This window comes from Pseudomonas sp. 8 R 14 (genome assembly GCF_900005955.1).
In the GTDB taxonomy this organism is placed as follows: Bacteria; Pseudomonadota; Gammaproteobacteria; order Pseudomonadales; family Pseudomonadaceae; genus Aquipseudomonas; species Aquipseudomonas marginalis.
The window spans coordinates 15,591-32,683 of the sequence record NZ_CVTH01000052.1 but is presented as its reverse complement, the minus strand read 5'-3'; the positions used below and the strand labels follow the sequence as shown (position 1 = coordinate 32,683).

Genomic DNA, 17,093 nt, shown 5'->3' with positions numbered 1-17,093 from the left:
GGTTTCCTAGCGGTTCAGGCGTTTGTCGATCAGGCCGTCGACGACGCTGGGGTCGGCCAGGGTCGAGGTATCACCCAGGCTGTCCAGTTCGTTGCAGGCGATCTTGCGCAAAATCCGGCGCATGATCTTGCCGGATCGGGTTTTCGGCAAGGCCGGTGCCCATTGGATCAGTTCCGGCTTGGCAAAGCTGCCGATTTCCTTGCTGACCAGTTCCAGCAGGTGTTTTTTCAGCGCCTCGCTGGGTTCGACGCCATTCATGGGGGTGACAAAGGCGTAGATGCCCTGGCCCTTGACGTCGTGGGGGTAGCCCACCACGGCAGCCTCGGCCACCTGGTCATGCAGTACCAACGCACTTTCTACCTCGGCGGTGCCGATACGGTGGCCGGACACGTTGATCACATCGTCGATACGCCCGGTGATCCAGTAGTCGCCGTCCTCATCGCGGCGCGCGCCGTCACCGGTGAAATAGTAACCGGGGTAGGGTTTGAAATAGGTGTCGACCATGCGCTGCGGGTCGCCGTAGACGCTGCGAATCTGCCCCGGCCAGCTGGCCTTGATCGCCAGTACGCCGCTGCCGGCACCGCTGATGACCTTGCCTTGTTCATCCAGCAGCACGGGCTGCACGCCAAACATCGGCTGGGTGGCGCAACCTGGTTTGATGCGCTGGGCGCTGACCAGCGGGCTGAGCATGATGCCGCCGGTCTCGGTCTGCCACCAGGTATCGACAATAGGGCAACGCTGTTCGCCCACCGCGTTGAAGTACCAGTCCCAGGCTTCCGGGTTGATCGGTTCGCCCACGCTGCCCAGCAGACGCAGGCTGGCGCGGGAGGTCGTCTCCAGCGGGGCGTGACCCTCGCGCATCAACGCGCGCAAGGCGGTGGGAGCGGTGTAGAAGATATTCACCTGGTGTTTATCGATGACCTGCCAGAAGCGCGAACTGTCCGGGTAGCTCGGCACACCTTCGAACATCAGCGAGGTCGCGCCATTGGCCAGCGGCCCGTACACGATGTAACTATGGCCGGTGACCCAACCCACGTCGGCGGTGCACCAGAACACCTCACCGTCGCGGTAATCGAGTACGTACTTGAAGGTCATTGCCGCCTGGAGCAGGTAGCCGCCCGTGGTGTGCAGCACACCCTTGGGCTTGCCGGTGCTGCCGGAGGTGTAGAGGATAAACAGCGGGGCTTCGGCGTCCATCGGTTCGGGAGGGCAATCGTCGCTCGCTGCATCGAGGGCCTGTTGATACTTGAGGTCGCGGCCTTCGCTCCAGCTCACCGGTGCGCCGGTGCGTTGTACCACCAGCACCGTGCTGACGTCGGGGCAGCTGGCCAGGGCCTTGTCGACGTTCTGTTTCAACGCCACCGGCTTACCACCGCGCACGCCTTCATCGGCTGTGATCACGGTGCGGCAGTCGGCGTCCAGAATGCGGTCGCGCAGGGCGTCCGGTGAGAACCCGCCAAATACCACCGAGTGCACCGCGCCAATCCGCGTGCAGGCCAGCATGGCGTAGGCCGCTTCCGGGATCATCGGCATGTAGATACACACCCGGTCGCCCTTTTTCACGCCACGGCTTTTCAGCACATTGGCCAGGCGGCAGACGTTTTGGTGCAGTTGGCGGTAGGTGATTTTGGAAGATTTTGCAGGATCGTCACCTTCCCAGATGAAGGCCGGCTGATCGGCGCGTTGCGCCAGGTGACGGTCGATGCAGTTGTAGCTGACGTTCAACTGGCCACCGGCAAACCATTGGGCGGCACCGGTCTGGATGTCTGACTGCTGGACGGTGTGCCACGGTGTTATCCAGTCGAGAAAGCCCTTGGCCTGCTCGGCCCAGAACGTGTCCGGCTGTTCGATGGATTGGCGATAGAGGCGCTGGTAGTCCTCTTGACTGAGTTGCGCAGCCCGGCGGACGGCATCGGCGGTGGGAAACGTGCTGATATCGAACATGAGCGATCCTTATTCTTGTTTTTGCGACAAGTCATAAAGATGCACCCTGTATGGAGAGGGTTCAAGGCCAACGTCCAAACGGACGTTGGCCTTGCGGTGCCTGCATCAGCCGCGGTGACGGCCGCGGAAGTAGTTGATAAGCCCCTGGGTCGAAGCGTCTTCGGCCAAGGTTTCTTCGGCGCCGGTGAGGCGATTGTATACGCCCTTGCCCAGCTCCTTGCCCAGCTCCACGCCCCATTGGTCGAAGGCGTTGATGCCCCAGATCACGCTTTGCACGAACACTTTATGTTCATACATCGCAACCAGGGCGCCCAGGCGACGCGGGCTGATGCGTTCAACCACGAGCGTGTTGCTCGGACGGTTGCCCGGGATCACCTTGTGCGGTGCCAGCTTCTGCACGTCGTCTTCCGGGATGCCCTTGTCGCGCAGCTCGGCTTCGGCTTCGCTGCGGGTCTTGCCGAGCATCAGTGCCTGGCTTTGGGACAGGCAGTTGGCGTACAGCCACTGATGGTGGTCGGACACCGGGTTGAAGCTGACGATCGGCACGATGAAGTCGGCCGGGATCAGTTGGGTGCCTTGGTGTAGCAACTGGTGATAAGCATGTTGGCCGTTGCAGCCGACGCCACCCCAGATCACCGGGCCGGTGTCGGTGGACACCGGTTTGCCGTCCTGGCGCACGCTCTTGCCGTTGGATTCCATGTCCAGCTGTTGCAAGTGCTTGGTGATGTTACGCAGGTAGTGGTCGTACGGCAGGATCGCATGGCTCTGCGCACCCCAGAAGTTGCCGTACCAAACGCCCAGCAGGCCCAGCAGCACCGGCATGTTCTGTTCGAACGGCGCGTTCTGGAAATGCTGGTCCATGGTGTAGGCACCGGACAGCAGTTCCTTGAAGTTGGACATGCCGATGGCCAGGGCGATTGGCAGGCCGATGGCCGACCACAACGAATAACGGCCGCCCACCCAGTCCCACATCGGGAAGATGTTTTCTTCGCGGATACCGAAGGCCACGGCGGCCGCGTTGTTGCTCGACACGGCGATAAAGTGGCGGTACAGCTCGGCTTCCGAGCCACCCTGGGCCAGGTACCAGGCGCGGGCGGCCTGGGCGTTTTTCAGGGTTTCCAGGGTGTTGAAGGATTTCGACGAGACGATAAACAGCGTGGTCTCGGCGCGCAGCTTCATGGTCAGCTCATGGAATTCGCTGCCATCGATGTTCGCCAGGTAGTGGCAGCGCACGCCTTTGTGGGCGTAGGACAACAGCGCTTCAGAGACCAGCTCCGGGCCGAGGAACGAGCCGCCAATGCCGATGTTCACCACGTCGGTGATCGGCTTCTCGGTGTAGCCACGCCACAGGCCGTCGTGGATGCGGCCGACCAGGTCGGTGATCTGGTTCAGCACCTTGTGCACGTCCGGCATGATGTTCACGCCATTGACCGACAGCTTGTCGCCCACCGGGCGACGCAGGGCGGTGTGCAGGGCAGGGCGGCCTTCGGAGGAGTTGACCGGCTCGCCCGCATACAGCGAGTTGATTGCGTCTTTAAGACCCACTTCGTTGGCAAGGCCCACCAGCAGGTCGCGGGTCTCGCCGGTGATCAGGTTTTTCGAGTAATCGAGGAAAAGTCCGCAGCTGCTCAAGGTGAACTGGGAAAAGCGCTGGGGATCGGCATTGAACGCTTCGCGCATGCTGAAATCCTGCATGGCTTGGCGATGTTGGTTGAGCGCTTGCCAGGCGGGCAGAGCGGTAACGTCATGAGGGGTGCGGTAGTACGCCATCGCTGCGGGTTTCCTTTTATTACGGGGACTGCCTTTAGGACACTTCAAAGCCCGGAACATCCAGTCTTATCTCAAGGATTGGGTTCCAGACAGCGCTAACCATAGCGCAGGGCGATTACATTAAACCTAGCGTGTCGATATGTCTTGGCTTTGTCTGCGCTGTGGCCGGTACTTTTTTATACCGGCACAGCGATCAGGGCAATCGGCGGGGTGTTCAGAGGGGTCAGTCGAGGGTCAGATGCAGGTTGTCGATAAGGCGGGTCGTGCCTAGAAAGGCCGCCACCAGAATCACAATATCCCGATCCTCCGCCGTAGCGGCCCGCAGGTTCAGGCCCTGGCGCACTTCGAGGTAATCCAGGCGCAACCCGACAGCCTCGATCTGCTGCACCTGTTCGGCACGCAGCCTGGCGAAGTCGTGATCACCGCTTTTGATGGCTGCGGCAATCTGGCTGAGGCTGCGGTACAGCACCGGCGCGATCGCACGTTGTTCTTCGCTGAGAAAACCGTTGCGCGAGGACAGCGCCAGGCCATCATCGGCGCGTACGGTGGGCTCGCCGATAATCTGGATCGGCATGTTCAGGTCATGGACCATGGCACGAATCACGGCCAGTTGCTGGTAGTCCTTCTGGCCAAATACAGCCATGTCCGGCTGGACCATGTTGAACAATTTGCTGACCACGGTCGCCACGCCTTCGAAATGCCCGGGACGGCTGGCGCCGCACAAGCCTTCGGACAATTGCGGGACGCTGACGCGGGTCTGGCCGGTCATGCCGCCGGGGTACATCTCCTCGACGGTTGGCGCGAACAGCAGGTTGCAGCCGGCCTGCAGGAGCTTTTCCTGATCGGCGGCCAGGGTGCGAGGGTACTTGTCCAGGTCTTCGCCGGCGCCAAATTGCAGTGGGTTGACGAAAATACTCGCCACGACAAAGTCCGCCTGCTGCACAGCCTTGCTGACCAGGCTGGCATGTCCGCTGTGCAGGTTACCCATGGTGGGCACGAAGCCGATGCGTTTGCCGGCCTTGCGGGCGTGGGCGACGGCGGCTCTGAGTTCGCGTACGGTTTTTACGGTGTTCATGCAGAGAATCCGTGTTCGGCGCCTGGGAAGGTCACGCCTTTGACTTCGGCGACGTAGGCACTCAATGCCGCGTGGATGCTGTCCTGGCCAGTCATGAAGTTCTTCACGAACTTTGGCACGCGGCCGGTAATCGACAGGCCGAGCATGTCGTGCAGCACCAGCACCTGGCCGTCGGTGGCCGAGCCCGCGCCAATACCGATCACCGGCACCTTAACGGCCTGGGTGATTTCTGCCGCGAGTTCGCTGGGCACGCATTCGAGCAGGATCATCGCGACGCCCGCCTGCTCCAGGGCGATGGCATCGGCGCGCATCTGGCGCGCCTGGGCTTCGTTGCGGCCTTGCACCTTGTAGCCGCCGAGGATGTTCACGGACTGTGGTGTCAGGCCCATATGTGCACAGACCGGCACGCCGCGTTCAGCCAGCAGGCGAATCGACTCGGCGAGCCATACGGCGCCCTCTACCTTGATCATGTGTGCACCGGCACGCATCAGTTTGCCGGCGTTCAGGAAGGTCTGCTCGACGGTGGCGTAATCCATGAACGGCAGGTCGGCGATGATGAATGCGCCGTCGTTCCCGCGCTTGACGCTGGCGGTGTGGTAGGCCAGTTCATCGGTGGTGACGGGCAGGGTGCTGTCATTCCCTTGAAGGACCATGCCCAGGGAGTCGCCTACCAACAACACTTCAACCCCGGCCTGGCAACTGGCGTGGGCGAAGGTGGCGTCATAGCAGGTGAGCATGGTGATTTTTTCACCTTTGAGCTTGAGGCTCTGCAAGGTGGTCAGGGTAATGTCTGGCATGAAAAGGGTCCTCGTTCAGGCGCTTGGAAACAGCGAGTAACGCGCGTGAGTCTTCGTTTATACAGGCGCACTGTCTTGAGAGCAGTGCTTATAAGGCCTGGATTGCGCCCTTCATTGCCGGGTTGGCGGCAGCGGGACGCCTATAGTCGTGAGGAGGACACGGGAAGTCAATTGGATGTGTTACCGCATTGTTACGATGGCGGTGTTACCGCTGTTACTGACGCGATTCAGCAACCGGGAGCCGTTCCAGGCCGACAAACGGGCAGGCGTCAAGCAGGGCACTGAGGGGTTTGCCATCCGGCAATTGCAATGCGGCAGGTGCCAGTTCGGCCAGCGGATACAACACAAATGCACGCAGGTGCATCTGATAGTGGGGCACCTTCAGGCGCGGTTCGTCGATCAGGCGATCGCCAAACAGCAGAATGTCCAGGTCAAGGGTGCGAGGGCCCCAACGCTCCAGGCGCTCGCGGCCGTGGTCGTTTTCGATGGCTTGCAGCGCGTCCAGCAGGTCAAGTGGCGCAAGGCGGCTGTCCAGGGCGGCAACTGCGTTGGTGTAGCGCGGCTGGCCCGGGAGCAGGGAGTCACTTTGGTAAAAGGCGGACACACCCGCGACGCAAGTGTCTGGCAATTGCGCCAGCGCTTGGATAGCGCTGCGCAATTGCTGGTCCGGGGCTGCCAGGTTGCTGCCCATGCCGATGTAGATGCGTTCCACGTTTATTCGCCCGCAGCGCCCGAGGCATCGGCAGCACTGCGTTTGCGCTTGGTGCCGCTGCGACGACGCTTCTTCGGCCCTGCGCCTTCGCCATCACCCTTGCTGCCGAGGTCGCGAATCATGTCGCGGCGTTGGCTGTCATTGGCATCCTGGTAGTCGGTCCACCATTCGCCCAGGCCGTCGGTCTGCTCGCCGGCGCTTTCACGCAGCAGCAGGAAGTCGTAGCCGGCACGGAAGCGCGGGTTGTCCAGCAGCAGGTCGGCACGCTTGCCGCTGCGGCGGGGCAGGCGTTCCTGCATGTCCCAGATCTCGCGGATCGGCATCGTGAAACGTTTCGGGATAGCAATGCGCTGGCACTGTTCGGCGATCAGCTCGTGAGCGGCTTCCTGCATGGCCGGGATCGGCGGCATGCCACGTTCCTGCAGACGCAGTACGCGCTTGGGCAGGGCCGGCCACAACAGGGCGGCAAACAGGAACGCCGGCGTGACCGGTTTGTTCTGCTTGATGCGCAGGTCGGTATTGATCAAGGCTTCGCTGATCAGCGTGTGGGTATAAGTCGGGTTGTACTCCAGTGCTTCGGCGCTGGCCGGAAACAGTGGGTCGAACAACTGCAAGTCGACCAGCATTTCGAAGGTGTCGGCGGCGTAGCCGGAGAGGAACAGCTTGAGCACTTCTTCGAACAGACGCGCGGACGGGATTTCCCGCAGCATCGGTGCCAGCTCGCGTATCGGTGCGGCGGTGTGTTTCTCGATACCGAAGTTGAGCTTGGCGGCGAAGCGCACGGCCCGTAGCATGCGCACCGGGTCTTCCTGATAGCGCTGCGTCGGGTCGCCGATCAGGCGGATCAGGTTATTGCGGATATCGTGTACGCCATTGGCGTAATCGAGGATGCGTTCGCTGACCGGGTCGTAATAGAGGGCATTGATGGTGAAGTCGCGGCGCTGTGCGTCTTCTTCCAGGGTGCCATAGACGTTGTCGCGCAGGATGCGCCCGCTCTCGTTGCGGGAGGACTGATTGGTGTCTTCCTCTTCATCGTTTTGCGGGTGGCCGGCACGGAAGGTCGCGACCTCGATGATTTCGCGACCAAAGTGGATGTGCACCAGCTTGAAGCGGCGACCGATGATTCGCGCATTGCGAAACTCGGCACGCACTTGCTCAGGCGTGGCACTGGTGGCGACGTCGAAATCCTTAGGCGTGATATTGAGCAGCATGTCGCGTACGCAACCGCCCACCAGGTAGGCCTGGTAACCGGCGTTCTGCAACCGTTCGACGATATTCACCGCATAACGGCTGAATTGAGCGCGCTGCAACGAATGCTGGCTGCTGTTGAGCACTTCAGGCGTGCTGCGTTTGTGTTGCGTACGACGCAAGGGAGAACGGAATGACTGGAACAACTTCTTCAGCATGGGATGCACTGTTTGAAGGAATGTTCGGCCATAACGAAGAATGACCGCATGATGGGCGGGGATTCTAGCATTTAGTCAGGGGATGGTGTAGGAACAAGCTTCGGCGTTGCGCCATAAGCCTTAAATCGTCAAATCCCGGAAACTACAAGGGGAGCCGAAGCTCCCCCAGAAGTAGTTGCGTGCTCTATTTTTATTATTGATTTCGGGCTTCTTGTTTTTGTTGATCGCCCTCGCCATGAAGCTTCACCTTCATGACCCTCCCAATCGGGAGTCAAGAGCAAACGGATTGCTTTGGTCGCTGTGTTGCTGATCTACGATCCAACCAGTTCAGGCTCTGCCTTAGGGCAGTTTTTGTTGTTCTCGGCCTGGTTGCGGGGCAAGCCCCAAATGCAACGCCTCTCCAAAAGAATCAGTTAGCTGCGCCTCCGCCGTGTTGTTTTTGTTATGCGTGAGTCGATTCGTCTTATTTTTATTGTCTTGTACAAAGCTTGTTATTGTTTTTGTACTAAGCATATAGCAGGGTGCGTGCCAACTTTTGCGTCGCCCAGCAAAACCGGGGGGTTGAGGTGTTTTTTGGTTTTTGAGGGGCAAAAAAAAGCCGGGGCTTCGTTACCGTAAGCCCCGGCTTTTGTTACGCGAAATATCCCCGGTAACAGTTTTTTCACATCTGAGGGTGTTACCTGTGGAGGCGCACCCTCAGCTTTCGCTGGCCACCCCGGTCTTGCGCCGTGGAATGCCCAGGCGCTGGCGGCGTTCCCACAGGCACTTGCGGCTCACGCCCAGCTTGCGTGCCAGCTCGGTCTCGGTCATGTGGTCCTGATGCTCAAGGACGAAATGCTGGAAGTAGTCTTCCAGTGACAAATCTTCCGTCGGCTCATGGCTGGTATTGCTGGCGCCGCCCTGTGTCGGGGCCAGGCCAATGAAATCGTCATCTTCCAAGTCACTGAGCTCAATATCGATACCCAGCAGCTCGGCGGAAATTTCCGGGCTTTCCGACAGGATCACTGCACGCTCGACCGCATTCTCCAGTTCCCGCACGTTACCCGGCCACGAGTAATGCCGAATCGCCTGCTCGGCGTCCGGCGCGAACGTCAGGTCGGTACGGTTGATGCGTGCACTCTGGCGCAGCAGGAATGCGTTGGCGATCTCATTCACGTCGGCACCGCGCTCACGCAGGGCCGGCAATTTGAGCGCGATCACGTGCAGGCGGTAATACAAGTCTTCACGGAACTGACCGATCTTGGCCAGGCTCTTGAGGTCGCGGTGGGTGGCCGCGATCAGGCGTACGTCAACCTTCTGCGATTGCACCGAGCCTACACGTCGAATCTCACCTTCCTGCAGCACACGCAGCAGTCGCGCCTGGGCCTCCAGCGGCAACTCACCGATTTCATCAAGAAACAGCGTCCCGCCGTCCGCCGCTTCCACCAGGCCCGCACGCCCAGCGCTGGCGCCGGTAAACGCGCCTTTCTCGTGGCCGAACAGTTCGGACTCGATCAGGGATTCGGGGATCGCCGCACAGTTCACCGAAATCATCGGCGCCTTGGCGCGTTTGGACAGGTTGTGCAGGGCGCGGGCCACCAGTTCTTTACCGGTGCCTGACTCGCCCTGGATCAATACATTGGAGTCGGTGGGCGCGACCTTACGGATCTTGCCGTACAGGTCCTGCATCGGCGGGCAGGAGCCAATGATGCCGATTTCGCCGTTGCTGTTGTCGACTCCCGGTTTGTCGGCGCCGTTGGTGGCCTTGCCGGCGGGGCGCTGTTCGGCAGGCGCGCTGCTGGCAGACTGGCGGTCGCGCAGGATGCGGGCCACGGCCTGGAGCATTTCATCGTGGTCAAACGGCTTGGCAATGTAGTCCACCGCGCCCATTTTCATGGAATCAACCGCCGAGCGCAGGCTGGCATAGCTGGTCATGATCAGCACCGGGGTGCCCTGGCCAAGCTTGATCAGCTCGGTGCCCGGTGCGCCGGGCAGGCGCAGGTCACTGACAATCAGGTCGAACGTGGGGATGCTGAAACGCTCTTGTGCTTCCTGCACCGAGCCGGCTTCGCTGACCTGGTATTGATTACGTTCAAGCAGGCGACGCAAGGCAGAGCGGATAATGGTTTCGTCTTCGACGATCAAAATGTGCGGCATTGATTCAATTCTCTCGACGGTCTCAGTTCACAGCGGACGTCGCTTCGACATGACGCGGCAAGGTCACCCGAATACGGGTGCCGCGTTGGCTTTCGGTGTCAGCCGGGCTGTCGATGGTGATTTGTCCATAATGCTCTTCAACGATGGAATAGACCAGTGCAAGGCCCAGACCGGTACCTTCACCCGGGTCCTTGGTGGTGAAGAAGGGTTCGAACAATCGGTCCATGATGTTCTGTGGAATACCGCTGCCTTCATCTTCGACGATCAGATCGACGGTATGTTCGAAAGCCTCGGTCTTGACGCGTACCGCACCACCGGCCGGGGTTGCGTCACGGGCGTTGGACAGCAGGTTGATCAGCACTTGGGCCAGGCGTTGTGAGTCGCCGTCGACCCAATGGTCGGGGTCGCACAAGTTGAAGAACTGTACTTCGAAATTGCGCCGGTTCAAGGCGAGCAGCCCAATGGCATCCTGGGCCACTTCGGCCAGGCATACGGCCTCATCCAGATTCTGATGGCCGCCGGCATGGGCAAAGCTCATCAGCGACTGCACGATGCGCGAGACGCGCTTGGTCTGTTCGAGGATTTGCCCGCTGATTTCGATGATTTCGCCGTCTTCTTCACGCTCTTCCCGCAGGTTTTGCGCGAGGCAGGCGATACCGGTGATCGGGTTGCCGATTTCGTGGGCCACACCCGCCGCCAAGCGACCAATGCTGGCCAGGCGCTCGGAGTGCACCAGCTTGTCCTCGAGCATCTGGGTTTCAGTCAGGTCTTCGACCAGCAGAACCAGGCCGCTGTTACCGGGGGCCAACGGTTCATCGATCGCGGCTTTGTGCAGGTTGAGCCAGCGGGTCTGGCCGTCGAGGGCCAGGTGCTGTTTGTGCAAATGCTCGTCGGGCAGGTTGATAAAGCCCTGGAGCAGTTCTTTCCACGGATCGCCCAGGGTATTCAGGCGCGAGCCCACCACCCGTTGCGCGGCGATGCCGGTGAGTTCTTCCATGGCCTTGTTCCACATCAGGATCTCTTGATCCTTGGCTAGGGAACACACGCCCATCGGCAGTTCCTGCAGGGTCTGGCGATGGTAACGGCGCAAGGCGTCGAGTTCGGCCGCCAGGCCGGTGAGGCGTGAGTGGTAATCCTCCAGCCGGCTTTCGATGAAATGGATGTCTTCGGTGACGTAGTTTTCGCCGCCGGCCTTGTAGGGCAGGAAGGTTTCCACCATGTCCTGGGACACGCTGGGGCCCATCAGGCCGGACAGGTTGGCTTCGATGCGGTCGCGCAGGCGACGCAGCGCATACGGGCGGCGCTCGTCAAAGGGCAGGTACAGATCGCGCAGCGCCTGCTCGACTTCCTTCTGAGCCGCCTTGGCACCGAGGGGCTTGGCCAGTTGCGTGGCGAATTCCTGGGGCGAGGCCGCGTGCAGTTCGCGGCGCTGCGGGCGACGCACGTTATCCACCGCGCACGCCTCGGCGGCGCTGGTCTCTTCCGGGCTGGCATTGGTGAACAGCGAGATCAGGGTGAACATCAGTACGTTGGCGGCCAGCGAGGCAATCGCCGCCATATGCCAACTGGTGTCGTCCAGCACGTAGATCATGTTCAGCAGCGGAATGTAGAAACCCTGCAGGTTGCCGACCAACGGCAGCAGCATGGTGACGATCCATACCAGGATCCCGGCCAGCAGCCCGGCGATAAACCCACGGCGATTGGCGGTCGGCCAGTACAGCACCGATAGCACTCCCGGCAGGAACTGCAAGGTGGCGACAAACGCGACAATACCCAGGTTGGCCAGGTCTTGCCCGGCGCCGAGCAACAGGTAGAACCCGTAGCCGGCCATGATGATCGCGACGATGAGTGCGCGGCGCGTCCATTTCAGCCAGCGGTAGATATTGCCTTCGGCGGGCGGCTGGTACAGCGGCAGCACCAGGTGATTGAGGGCCATGCCCGAAAGGGCCAGCGTCGTGACGATAATCAGCCCGCTGGCAGCAGACAAACCGCCGACATACGCCAGCAGCGCCAACGCCGGGCTATTGGCGGCGATACCGATACCCAGGGTGAAATACTCGGGGTTGGTGGTAGCCCCCAGTTTCAGGCCGGCCCAGAGGATCAGCGGCACCGCAAGGCTCATCAACAGCAGGAACAGCGGCAAGCCCCAGCTGGCGCTGACCAGCGAGCGCGGGTTGAGGTTCTCGGTGAAGGTCATGTGGTACATGTGCGGCATTACGATCGCCGAGGCGAAGAACACCAGCAACAGCGTGCGCCATGGGCCTTCCTGCAGCGGCGTGTGCAGGGCGGCGAGGGCGGTCTGGTTTTGCAGCAGCCACAGCTCCAGCTGTTGCGGGCCGTCGAACACGCCATAGAGCGCGTAGAGGCCGACGCCGCCGATGGCGATCAGCTTGATCACCGATTCGAACGCAATCGCAAATACCAGCCCTTCGTGTTTCTCGCGGGTGGCGATGTGGCGTGAGCCGAAGAAAATCGTAAACAGGCTGATCAGCGCACAGAACGCCAGGGCGACCCGGTGTTGCACCGGCTCGCGGGTCAGGATGCTGATGGAGTCGGCCACCGCCTGGATCTGCAGGGCCAGCAAGGGCAGCACGCCGATCAGCATGAATACCGTGGTCAATGCCCCGGCCCACGTGCTGCGGAAGCGGAAGGCGAACAGGTCGGCCAGGGACGACAGCTGATAGGTGCGAGTAATTTTCAGGATCGGGTACAGCAGCACCGGTGCCAGTAGGAATGCACCTGACACCCCCAGGTAGCTGGAGAGAAAGCCGTAGCCGTATTGATAGGCCAGGCCGACGGTGCCATAGAACGCCCAGGCGCTGGCGTACACGCCGAGGGACAAGGTGTAGGTCAACGGATGGCGAATGATCGCCCGCGGAATCATTCCGCGCTCACTGATCCAGGCGACGCCGAACAACGCGGCCAGGTAAGCGGCGCTGATCAGCAGCATCTGAGTGAGGCTAAAGCTCATCGGCATCTTTTTGGCTCTGCAGGATGAAGGTCACGACGATCAGGATCAGCCACAGCAGATAGGGGCGATACCAGGCGCCCGTGGCGTCGATCCACCAATCCATGATGGCGGGGGAAAACAGGTAGATCCCGACGACCAGCAGCAGGACCAATCGATAGATGTACATGTTGGCCTTTGATTGAGAGTGCGGTAATGCAACGGTTTTCTGTAGGAGCGAGCTTGCTCGCGAAGGGCGCTAACCTAAACGCGTACATCCTGGATAAACGTGTTGCCTGGGAGTTTTTCGCGAGCAAGCTCGCTCCTACGCGATGGTAACGGATGGCTGGCAGGCTGCAAGCGCCTTCAGCGTAATTGCGCTTCGGCCAGGGTCAGTGTGCGTGGGATCCTGCTGGCATCCCAGTGCACAATGCCCCAATCCAGCAACTCCCGTGGGCTGGCATGAAGCAGTTCGTCGCCAGGCTGCTGGCCAAGGGCGCGCAGGGCTCTCAATAGCAGCGGCGTGGCCTGGTCGGGATTCAGCGGCGGGGAACGATAGGATTTGCCCAGCTTGTTACCGTCCGGCTGGACGATCAACGGTACGTGCAGATAGCGCGGCTGGCGCAGGCCCAGCAACTCCTGCAGGTACAGTTGGCGTGGCGTGGAGTCGAGCAGATCGGCGCCGCGCACGATATCGGTAACCCCTTGCCAGGCATCGTCGAGCACCACGGCCAGTTGATAGGCGTAGAGGCCATCGCGGCGACGGATGACGAAGTCGCCGACGTCACGGCCCAGGTGTTGTCGGAATTCTCCTTGTGCGCGGTCAGTAAAGTGGTACTCCAGCTCGGGAACACGCAGGCGGATGGCGGCGTCCTGCTGGTCGTGACCGGCATTTCGGCACAGGCCTGGGTAAATCCCGTCGTAGGGCTCCAATTGTTTACGTGAACAGGTACAGGCGTAGGCCAGGCCGTGGTTGAACATATCGTTCAGTACCTTGGCGTAGGCGTCATGCCGCTCGCTTTGTCGGACCAGTTCGCCATCCCACTCAAAACCGTAGCTCTCCAGGGCATGCAGGATTGCCGCCTGGGCGCCGGGCTCTTCGCGGGGAGGGTCGAGGTCTTCCATGCGCATCAGCCAGCGGCCGTGATTGGCGCGGGCATCGAGGTAGGAGGCGAGGGCGGCGACCAGGGAACCGAAGTGCAAATGGCCGCTGGGCGTGGGGGCGAAACGCCCGATATAGGTAGAGGCAGTCATGGGTCGGATACTACTGGAAAATCGGTAAATCCCAGAAACAAAAATGGGGCGTTCGCACGCCCCATTCGTTCAGCTCGGCTGGATCACTTGCCGACCTGTTTTTCCTTGATTTCAGCCAAGGTCTTGCAATCTACGCAGAGGTCCGCAGTAGGACGGGCTTCCAGGCGACGGATACCGATCTCGACACCGCAGGATTCGCACCAGCCGTATTCTTCGTCTTCGATCAGTTGCAACGTCTTGTCGATTTTCTTGATCAGCTTGCGCTCGCGATCACGGGCGCGCAGTTCTAGGGCGAACTCTTCTTCCTGGCTGGCACGGTCTGCCGGGTCCGGGAAGTTGGCCGCTTCATCCTTCATATGGTCAACCGTGCGGTCGACTTCCTGCATCAAGTCCTGCTTCCACTGCTTCAGGATTTTGGAGAAGTGCTCGCGCATGGGCTTGCCCATGTATTCCTCACCCTTCGATTCAACGTAGGGTTGGAAGCCGCTGATGCTCTGTTGCTTTGCTTGGGTGGACATGAATAGACCGCCTCTCACTCTTCTAATCCATTGCGCAGGATTGCAACGTCACCGACACCTGCCGGCCCTGCGGCTGCAAGCGGGCGAACTTACCAGATAGATTCAGGGTGCGCCACTCCCGGTTGTCGACGCCCGTCACGCAGGGTTTGCCAACTGCAGCAGCCCGCTGTGGCTGGGTATGCATCGTCTCGAATGTTGATTTTAGTCGTTTTGCAAGCGCTTGCCGGGTTCATCTTGGACGGCCAGGCAGGCAATAGAGCATGTTTTACCGCGAGGGTTCGGTAGAATCCTGATTTTGTCCTCACCGTTAAGGAAGGCTAATGGCTCAGCCCTACAGTGCGCGCAGTCGCGCCATCGAACCTTTTCATGTCATGGCGTTGCTGGCGCGAGCCAATGAGCTGCAAGCGGCCGGTCATGATGTGATCCACTTGGAGATCGGCGAGCCGGATTTCACCACGGCCGAGCCGATCATCAAGGCGGGTCAGGCGGCGTTGGCCAATGGCAAGACCCGCTATACCGCGGCCCGTGGCCTGCCGGAATTGCGTGAAGCCATTAGCGGTTTCTACCAGCAGCGCTACGGATTGAACGTCGATCCCGAGCGCATCCTGATCACCCCGGGGGGCTCCGGCGCACTGTTGCTGGCCAGCAGTCTGTTGGTGGACCCCGGCAAGCATTGGCTGCTGGCAGACCCGGGTTACCCGTGTAACCGGCACTTCCTGCGCCTGGTGGAATGTGCCGCGCAACTGGTGCCGGTAGGCCCTGACGTGCGTTATCAACTGACCGCTGACCTGGTGGCCAAACACTGGGATCAGGACAGCGTGGGCGCGTTGGTTGCCTCCCCGGCGAATCCCACCGGCACGATCCTCACGCGTGATGAATTAGCCGGGCTTTCCGACGCAATCAGGGCGCGTAACGGCCATCTGGTGGTGGATGAGATCTATCACGGCCTGACCTACGGCACTGACGCCGCCAGCGTGCTGGAGGTCGACGATGAGGCCTTCGTCCTGAATAGTTTTTCGAAGTATTTCGGCATGACCGGTTGGCGCCTGGGCTGGCTGGTGGCGCCGCCGGCTGCGGTCGGCGACCTGGAAAAACTGGCGCAAAATCTTTATATCAGCGCGCCCAGCATGGCCCAACATGCGGCGCTCGCCTGTTTTACCCCGCAGACCCTGAGCATTTTGGAGGAGCGCCGTGCCGAATTTGGCCGGCGTCGCGATTTCCTGCTGCCCGCCTTGCGCGAGTTGGGCTTCGGGATTGCCGTAGAGCCGGAAGGTGCGTTCTATTTGTATGCCGATATCAGTGCGTTCGGCACAGATGCCTTCGCATTTTGTCGTCATTTCCTAGAAACCGAGCATGTCGCCTTTACCCCCGGTCTGGATTTTGGCCGCTATCAAGCGGGCCATCATGTGCGCTTTGCCTACACGCAAAACCTTGATCGACTACAGGAGGCGGTGGAACGAATCCAGCGTGGCCTGCGGAGCTGGCAAGGCTGATGCGTTTTTATCCTCCCCTCGAAGAAGGCCGGCTGATTCGCCGCTATAAGCGCTTTCTCACCGATATCGAAACCGTTACCGGCGAGTTGTTGACTATTCACTGCCCAAATACCGGTTCGATGCTCAATTGCATGGTGGAAGGCGGGCAGGTCTGGTTCAGTCGCTCCAATGACCCCAAGCGCAAGTTGCCCGGCACCTGGGAAATTGCCGAAACGCCCCAGGGCCGCTTGGCGTGCGTTAACACGGCACGCGCCAATCCGTTGGTCGAGGAGGCGTTGCGCGCTGGCGTGATCACTGAACTCAACGGTTTCACCGCGTTGAAGCGGGAAGTGCCTTACGGCCAGGAGAAAAGCCGCATCGACTTTCGTCTCGAATATCCCGACGGCGCGGCGTATGTGGAAGTCAAAAGTGTCACGCTGGGGTTTGATGGCACCCGGGTTGCCGCTTTCCCCGATGCGGTGACCCAGCGTGGCGCCAAGCACCTGCGGGAACTGGCGCATCTGGCGCGTGAAGGGGTACGGGCGGTGCAGTTGTATTGCGTCAACCTCTCGGGGATTGACGCGGTGCGCCCGGCGCTGGAAATCGATGCCGCCTATGGTGCGGCCTTGCGAGAGGCTAAAGCCGCCGGGGTGGAAGTATTGGCGTATGGGGTGCGCGTGACGTCCGAGGAGATTTGCGTGGACCGTCGTTTAGACGTGCTGCTCGACTAGAGATCCACCCACAGGCCCTGCGCGTCTTCGCGACCGCGCAGGGCCTTGAGGCTTTTACCTGCGCATGGGCCGGCAATGCACTCGCCGCTTTCGATCAGGAACAGCGCGCCATGGGTGGCGCACTGGATCAGGCTGGCGCTGTCGTCTAGGAACCGGTCGGGTTGCCACTCCAGTGGAATGCCGCGATGTGGGCAGCGGTTGATATAGAAGTAGGCGATGCCGTCCCGGCGTACCGCCAGCAGCGGGGTGCCATCCATCGTAAAACCGAGGCTGCTGTTGGGCGCGAGCATGTCCGAGGGGCAGAGAAACTTCATTTCAATCCTTAAGTGCC

The 17,093-nt window shown here is 60.8% G+C and carries 14 protein-coding genes; 2 read left to right on the top strand and 12 right to left on the bottom strand.

Going from position 1 to position 17,093, the window contains the following annotated elements:
* Window positions 1–6: 6 nt before the first annotated feature.
* From acs to dksA, 11 genes are all read right to left on the bottom strand, one after another.
* The gene (gene acs / locus BFQ01_RS11005) at window positions 7–1,944 is read right to left on the bottom strand and encodes an acetate--CoA ligase (RefSeq protein ID WP_065925306.1); all 1,938 of its coding nucleotides are present in this window, start codon (window positions 1,942–1,944) and stop codon (window positions 7–9) included.
* Between the two features lie 105 nt (window positions 1,945–2,049).
* Window positions 2,050–3,714, bottom strand: a complete 1,665-nt coding sequence (gene pgi / locus BFQ01_RS11000) for a glucose-6-phosphate isomerase (RefSeq protein ID WP_027605377.1) — start codon at window positions 3,712–3,714, stop codon at window positions 2,050–2,052.
* 223 nt (window positions 3,715–3,937) lie between these two features.
* Window positions 3,938–4,789, bottom strand: a complete 852-nt coding sequence (panC, locus tag BFQ01_RS10995; RefSeq protein WP_065925305.1) for a pantoate--beta-alanine ligase — start codon at window positions 4,787–4,789, stop codon at window positions 3,938–3,940.
* Entirely contained in the window at window positions 4,786–5,586 is an 801-nt protein-coding gene (gene panB, locus BFQ01_RS10990; RefSeq protein WP_065925304.1) for a 3-methyl-2-oxobutanoate hydroxymethyltransferase, read from the bottom strand. The genes panC and panB overlap by 4 nt, the downstream gene beginning before the upstream one ends.
* Window positions 5,587–5,800: 214 nt before the next feature.
* Complete coding sequence (gene folK / locus BFQ01_RS10985; protein WP_065925303.1) at window positions 5,801–6,298, bottom strand: 2-amino-4-hydroxy-6-hydroxymethyldihydropteridine diphosphokinase; 498 nt, start codon at window positions 6,296–6,298, stop codon at window positions 5,801–5,803.
* 2 nt (window positions 6,299–6,300) lie between these two features.
* A complete protein-coding gene (locus tag BFQ01_RS10980; RefSeq protein WP_027605381.1) occupies window positions 6,301–7,704 on the bottom strand; it encodes a polynucleotide adenylyltransferase PcnB in 1,404 nt (467 codons plus the stop codon).
* A gap of 696 nt (window positions 7,705–8,400) precedes the next feature.
* Window positions 8,401–9,840, bottom strand: coding sequence for a sigma-54-dependent transcriptional regulator (locus BFQ01_RS10975; protein WP_065925302.1), 1,440 nt, complete (start codon window positions 9,838–9,840; stop codon window positions 8,401–8,403).
* Window positions 9,841–9,862: 22 nt separating this feature from the next.
* Window positions 9,863–12,817 (bottom strand): sensor histidine kinase, encoded by a 2,955-nt coding sequence (locus tag BFQ01_RS10970; protein ID WP_027605383.1) that lies wholly within the window; start codon window positions 12,815–12,817, stop codon window positions 9,863–9,865.
* Window positions 12,801–12,977: a hypothetical protein gene (locus BFQ01_RS32240; protein ID WP_003176118.1), complete on the bottom strand. Its 177-nt coding sequence runs from the start codon at window positions 12,975–12,977 to the stop codon at window positions 12,801–12,803. Before BFQ01_RS32240 ends, BFQ01_RS10970 begins: the two co-directional genes overlap by 17 nt.
* Window positions 12,978–13,153: 176 nt before the next feature.
* The gene (gluQRS, locus tag BFQ01_RS10965) at window positions 13,154–14,041 is read right to left on the bottom strand and encodes a tRNA glutamyl-Q(34) synthetase GluQRS (RefSeq protein ID WP_065925301.1); all 888 of its coding nucleotides are present in this window, start codon (window positions 14,039–14,041) and stop codon (window positions 13,154–13,156) included.
* An 83-nt stretch (window positions 14,042–14,124) separates the two neighbouring features.
* Window positions 14,125–14,559: an RNA polymerase-binding protein DksA gene (dksA, locus tag BFQ01_RS10960; protein WP_005791430.1), complete on the bottom strand. Its 435-nt coding sequence runs from the start codon at window positions 14,557–14,559 to the stop codon at window positions 14,125–14,127.
* Window positions 14,560–14,879: 320 nt separating this feature from the next.
* On the opposite strand from dksA, the gene BFQ01_RS10955 reads away from it, so the two are divergent.
* Together BFQ01_RS10955 and sfsA are read left to right on the top strand one after the other, a co-directional pair.
* Complete coding sequence (locus tag BFQ01_RS10955) at window positions 14,880–16,052, top strand: pyridoxal phosphate-dependent aminotransferase (RefSeq protein WP_065925300.1); 1,173 nt, start codon at window positions 14,880–14,882, stop codon at window positions 16,050–16,052.
* Window positions 16,052–16,762: a DNA/RNA nuclease SfsA gene (sfsA, locus tag BFQ01_RS10950; protein ID WP_065925299.1), complete on the top strand. Its 711-nt coding sequence runs from the start codon at window positions 16,052–16,054 to the stop codon at window positions 16,760–16,762. Before BFQ01_RS10955 ends, sfsA begins: the two co-directional genes overlap by 1 nt.
* Here sfsA and BFQ01_RS10945 read toward each other — a convergent pair.
* On the bottom strand, window positions 16,759–17,076 hold the full coding sequence (locus tag BFQ01_RS10945) for a Rieske (2Fe-2S) protein (protein WP_065925298.1): 318 nt from the start codon (window positions 17,074–17,076) through the stop codon (window positions 16,759–16,761). The genes sfsA and BFQ01_RS10945 overlap by 4 nt on opposite strands.
* Window positions 17,077–17,093 lie beyond the last annotated feature (17 nt).